The sequence below is a fragment of the Gemmata sp. genome, from assembly GCF_051859125.1.
GTDB lineage: Bacteria > Planctomycetota > Planctomycetia > Gemmatales > Gemmataceae > Gemmata.
Window position 1 is genome coordinate 32,500 of record NZ_JBHYGG010000290.1, and the last position, 4,434, is coordinate 36,933.

Annotated in this window: 3 protein-coding genes; 2 read left to right on the forward strand and 1 reads right to left on the reverse strand. The window is 72.1% G+C overall.

All coding sequences use genetic code 11. The features are described 5' to 3' along the window. Positions 1–132: 132 nt before the first annotated feature. A complete protein-coding gene (locus tag ACTIGN_RS30435) occupies positions 133–816 on the reverse strand; it encodes a hypothetical protein (protein ID WP_439631031.1) in 684 nt (227 codons plus the stop codon). A gap of 293 nt (positions 817–1,109) precedes the next feature. Between ACTIGN_RS30435 and ACTIGN_RS30440 the strand changes: the two genes are divergently transcribed. Together ACTIGN_RS30440 and ACTIGN_RS30445 are read left to right on the forward strand one after the other, a co-directional pair. Further along, positions 1,110–2,807, forward strand: coding sequence for a serine/threonine-protein kinase (locus ACTIGN_RS30440; protein WP_439631032.1), 1,698 nt, complete (start codon positions 1,110–1,112; stop codon positions 2,805–2,807). A 162-nt stretch (positions 2,808–2,969) separates the two neighbouring features. Further along, positions 2,970–4,367 carry an NCS2 family permease gene (locus ACTIGN_RS30445; RefSeq protein ID WP_439631034.1) on the forward strand — a complete coding sequence of 466 codons (1,398 nt, stop codon included), beginning with the start codon at positions 2,970–2,972 and terminating at the stop codon, positions 4,365–4,367. Positions 4,368–4,434: the final 67 nt, after the last annotated feature.

A 4,434-nucleotide genomic window follows, 5' to 3' on the forward strand; every position in this document is an offset into this window, starting at 1 on the left:
GGGGGACGTGAGTCCCCCGGTAGAACCGCCTTTCGCGATCCACCGGGGGACTCACGTCCCCCGCTCGCCAAAGTCTATCGCCCCCCCCTCGTGCTCGCTCGCAGAACAGACGGCTTACGCCGGCCGCGCGGTCTACTGCCCGACGCTCCTCAGGTTGGGCATCTCGTCCACGAACTTGTCGGCCGCGTCGGCGGTGACCCGGGTGGCCTTCACGCTCAGCGTGCGGAGCCCGTCGAGCGGCTTCAGGTCCGCGAGCCCCTTGTCGGTGATCCCGGTCTTGTTCAGGTACAGCACGCGGAGCCGCGCGTACCCCTTCACCACCGCCATCGTTTTGTCGGTGATCTGCGGGTTCTCGGACAGCGCCAGGTGCTCCAGCATCGTGAGGTCCTTCATCCCCGCGAACTCGGCGTCGGTCACCCCGCACCCGACGAGCCCGAGGTAGCGGAGGTTCTTGCACTGGCCGATGGCCGCGGCCGATGCGGGGGTCAGCGACGCCTTGCCGAGCACGAGCTTGCGGAGGTGCGGTAGCTCCTTGAGCGCCGCGAACCCCTTGTCGGTACACTTTGTCGCGTCGAGCAGCTTCACGCCGCCGATCTCCGGGTGCTTCGCGAGCTTCGCGAGGAGCGCGTCGGTGCCGGTCTCGAACTCGGCGACCACCCGGGCCGCGGCCGCGAGCTTCTCGTCCACGTCGGCCCTGCCGTCGATCTGCACGACGTGGGTCATGACGGCCTTCTCGCCCGCCGTGGGCGTCTGCGCGGAGGCGGTGACGGCGAGCGCGGCGGCGAGAAGTGCGGCGACGGGGAGGGCGGGGCGCATGGGATCTCCGGCGGGTGGCAGTGGGAAGGTACAGTATAGTCCGGGGCCGTTGGGTTTTGGCGAGCGGGGGACGTGAGTCCCCCCTGTGAGTGTGAATCGCGGTTCCACCGGGGGGACTCACGTCCCCCGCTCGCCCAGATGCCCAAAACTAAGAGGCACCCGGCCCGCCGGGGCTCTCATTTTTCTTTCGCGAACGGGCCGATATGATGACGGCACCGCCATTCCCGCCGGCCGCGAAGCGCGACGCCCCCGCCCCGGGTTGTTCGCGCCGCAGACCCACCGGAGCCGGACCGATGCCGGACACCCAGCCCCTCGACCCGGCCGACTCACCGGACGGGGCGGCCCCGCCTCCCGACCTGACCGGCCGCACCCTCGGCGACTACCAGTTGCTCCGCCGCATTGGGGCCGGCGGCATGGGGCAGGTGTACCTCGCCCGGCAGCTCTCGCTGAAGCGGGACGTGGCCGTCAAGTTGCTCCGCAACGACCTCGCCACGAACCCGACCGCCCTCAAGCGGTTCCAGGCCGAGGCCGAGGCGGTCGCCAAGCTGAACCACCCGAACATCGTCCACATCCACCAGATTGGCGAGCACGCCGGCACCCGGTACATGGTGCTCGAGTACGTCGAGGGCCGGAACCTCCGCGAGTACCTCGTCCGCAAGGGGCCGCCAGACCTCGCCGTCACCCTCAGCGTGGTCCGCCAGGTGGTCCTCGCGCTCCAGAAGGCGCACGAGGAGGGGATCGTCCACCGCGACATCAAGCCCGAGAACATCCTGGTCACCCGCAGGGTCGAGGTAAAGGTGACCGACTTCGGCCTGTCCCGGTTCTTCGACGGCGGGAAGGCGGCCCACAACCTCACGCAGAGCGGTGTCACCCTCGGCACCCCGCTGTACATGTCGCCCGAGCAGGTGCAGGGCAAGCCGGTCGACCACCGCAGCGACCTGTACTCCCTCGGGGTGACGTGCTACCACCTGCTCGCCGGCGAGCCCCCGTTCCGCGGCGTCACCCCGTTCGACGTGGCGATCAAGCACGTCCAGGAGACCCCGCGGCCGCTCGCCGAGGTGCGGCCCGACCTGCCGCCCGACCTGTGCGCGATGGTCCACCGGATGATGGCAAAGGCGCCCGACGCGCGGTACCAGTCGGCCCGCGAGATCCTCCGCGACCTGGTGCGGGTCCGCGACGGGCTGGCCGTGTCGGCCCCGCCGGCGCTAGCCCTTTCGGCCACTCAGACGAACGGCGTCCCCGTGCCGACTGGGGCCGTGCCGACTTCCCCGAGCGCGACGGTCCCCCTGACCGGCCCCGTGCCAGCGGCCCCGCCCGTTCGCTGGGGCCGGTGGGCGGTTGCCGCCGTCGGGTGCGCCGCTTCGCTGGCCGCCGGGGTCCTCGTCTACGCGAAGGTGAACCCGCCGCACGACGCCGGGGCCGCGACCGCGCCGGCGGCCGGCCTGCCCGACGTCCGCCCGCCCGAGAAGATCGTCTCGACCCGCGAGCGCGAGCTGATCGCGGGCCTGGAGAACCGCGGCACGAGCCCCGAGAAGGTGGTGCGGTGGTCGATTGAACTCGGGCTCCTGTACGTCCGCGAGCGGCGGCTCGACGAGGCCGAGGCCCGGTTCCGCAAGCTGGAGGCCGAGCAGTTCCCCGCCACCGGCCCGCTCAAGAAGCTCGACCCGGATGCCGTCGCGGCCCGGGACGCTAGCGCTGCCGGCCGGCTGGGCGAGGCGATCGTCCTCGCGTACCGCGACACCGAGGCCGCGGCCAAGGCGTCGAACGAGCTGGTCGTTCGGGTGGCGGACAGCCCGTTCCCGAAGTTCCCGGCCAAGGCCGGGCCGTTCGAGCGCGGCGCGGCCGCGGTGGAGGCGCTGCGGCTCCGGCACCCGGACCTCGGGCACGCCCTCGCCGACGCGCTGAACCGGAACGCCGCGGCCCTCGGCAGGGCGCGGCTCGACCCAGCCGTGCTCGAGCAACTCCGCGCCACCCCGCGCGGCGTGAAGTGACCACAAAGTAGGTCACTCGCTCCGCGAGTGACACCGGCGGCGCTCCGAGCCACACCCGCCCACGTCGGAGCACTGGGGCGCGACTCGCGGAGCGAGTCGCCTCCTGCGGCCGGCTGCCCTCGCCGGCTCACGGGGCGCCCCCGCGGCGGTATACTGTCCCGCATGCGCACCGCACTCGCCCGCTACTTCAAGTTCACCGAACGCGGCACGACCGCGCGCACCGAGGTGCTCGGCGGGGCCACGACGTTCGCGACGATGGCGTACATCGTCGTCGTGAACCCGGCGATCCTCGCGTTCGCGGGGCTCCCCGTCGGCCCGAGCACGGTCGCCACGATCCTCGTCGCCGTGGCCGGGTGCCTGCTCATGGGGCTGTACGCGAACCGGCCGATCGCGGTCGCGCCGTACATGGGCGAGAACGCCTTCATCGCGTTCGGCCTGACGGCCGTCACCATCGCGGGCGTGCCGGTGTCGTGGCAGCAGCGGCTCGGGGCGGTGTTCGTCGCCGGGGTGGTGTTCCTCGTCGTCACGCTGCTCGGCGTCCGCCAGTGGCTCGCGCGGGCCGTCTCCCCGAGCCTGAAGCACAGCTTCGCCGCCGGCATCGGCCTGTTCCTCGCGCTCGTCGGGCTGTACGAAACGCGGGTCGTCGCGAGCTTTGTTGAAGGGGTGCCGGCGGCGGCGCTCCAGGCCGCGGGGTCGCCGCTGCTGGGCCGGCCGGCGGTGCCGCTGAAGATCGGCGACCTGCACGACCCGAAGGTGCTGCTCGCCGTCGGTGGGTTCCTGCTGATGACGGTGCTGCTGATCCGCCGCGTGAAGGGCGCGCTGCTCGTCGGCATCGTCGCGACCGCGGCCGCCGGGTACGCCCTCGGCCACGGCGCGGCACCGCAAGGCGTCGTCGCCCTGCCGTTCACCGGCGACTACTCCCTCGCGCCGATCGCGTTCCAACTCGACGTGAGCGGCGTGCTGACGCTCGCGTTCCTGCCGGTGCTGCTCACGCTGTTCCTGATGAGCTTCCTCGACACACTCGGCACGCTCGTCGCCGTTGGGGCGGCCGGCGACATGCTCGACGAGGACGGCAACTTCCCCGACCCGCGAAAGCCGATGCTCGTGGACGCGGCCGCGTGCGTGTTCGCGTCGGTGGTCGGGTCGTCCACGAGCGGCGCGTACATCGAGTCGGCGACCGGGGTAAAGGAGGGCGCGCGAACGGGGCTGGCCGCGGTCGTGACGGCCCTGCTCTTCGCGGCCACGCTGTTCTTCATCCCGCTCGTGCAACCGCTCCAGACGATGGCCTACGCCTACGGCCCGGCGCTGGTCGCGGTCGGCGTGCTCATGATGGGGGCGGTGCGGCGGATCGAGTTCGACGACCTGACCGAGGCGGTGCCGGCGTTCGTGACGATCGTGATGGTGGTGTTCACCTACAACATCGCGAACGGGCTGACGGCCGGGCTGCTCGCGCACCCGGTGCTGAAGGTGCTGGCGGGCCGCGGCCGCGAGGTGTCGCCCGGGGCCGCGGTGCTGGGGTTGATGGGCTTGTCGTACTACGTGTTCGGCCTCACGCACTGAGCGACGTTGGAACCCGTAGGGCCGGCTGTTCCGGCCCCGCGGGGGGCGCGGGCCGGCCACCCCGCCC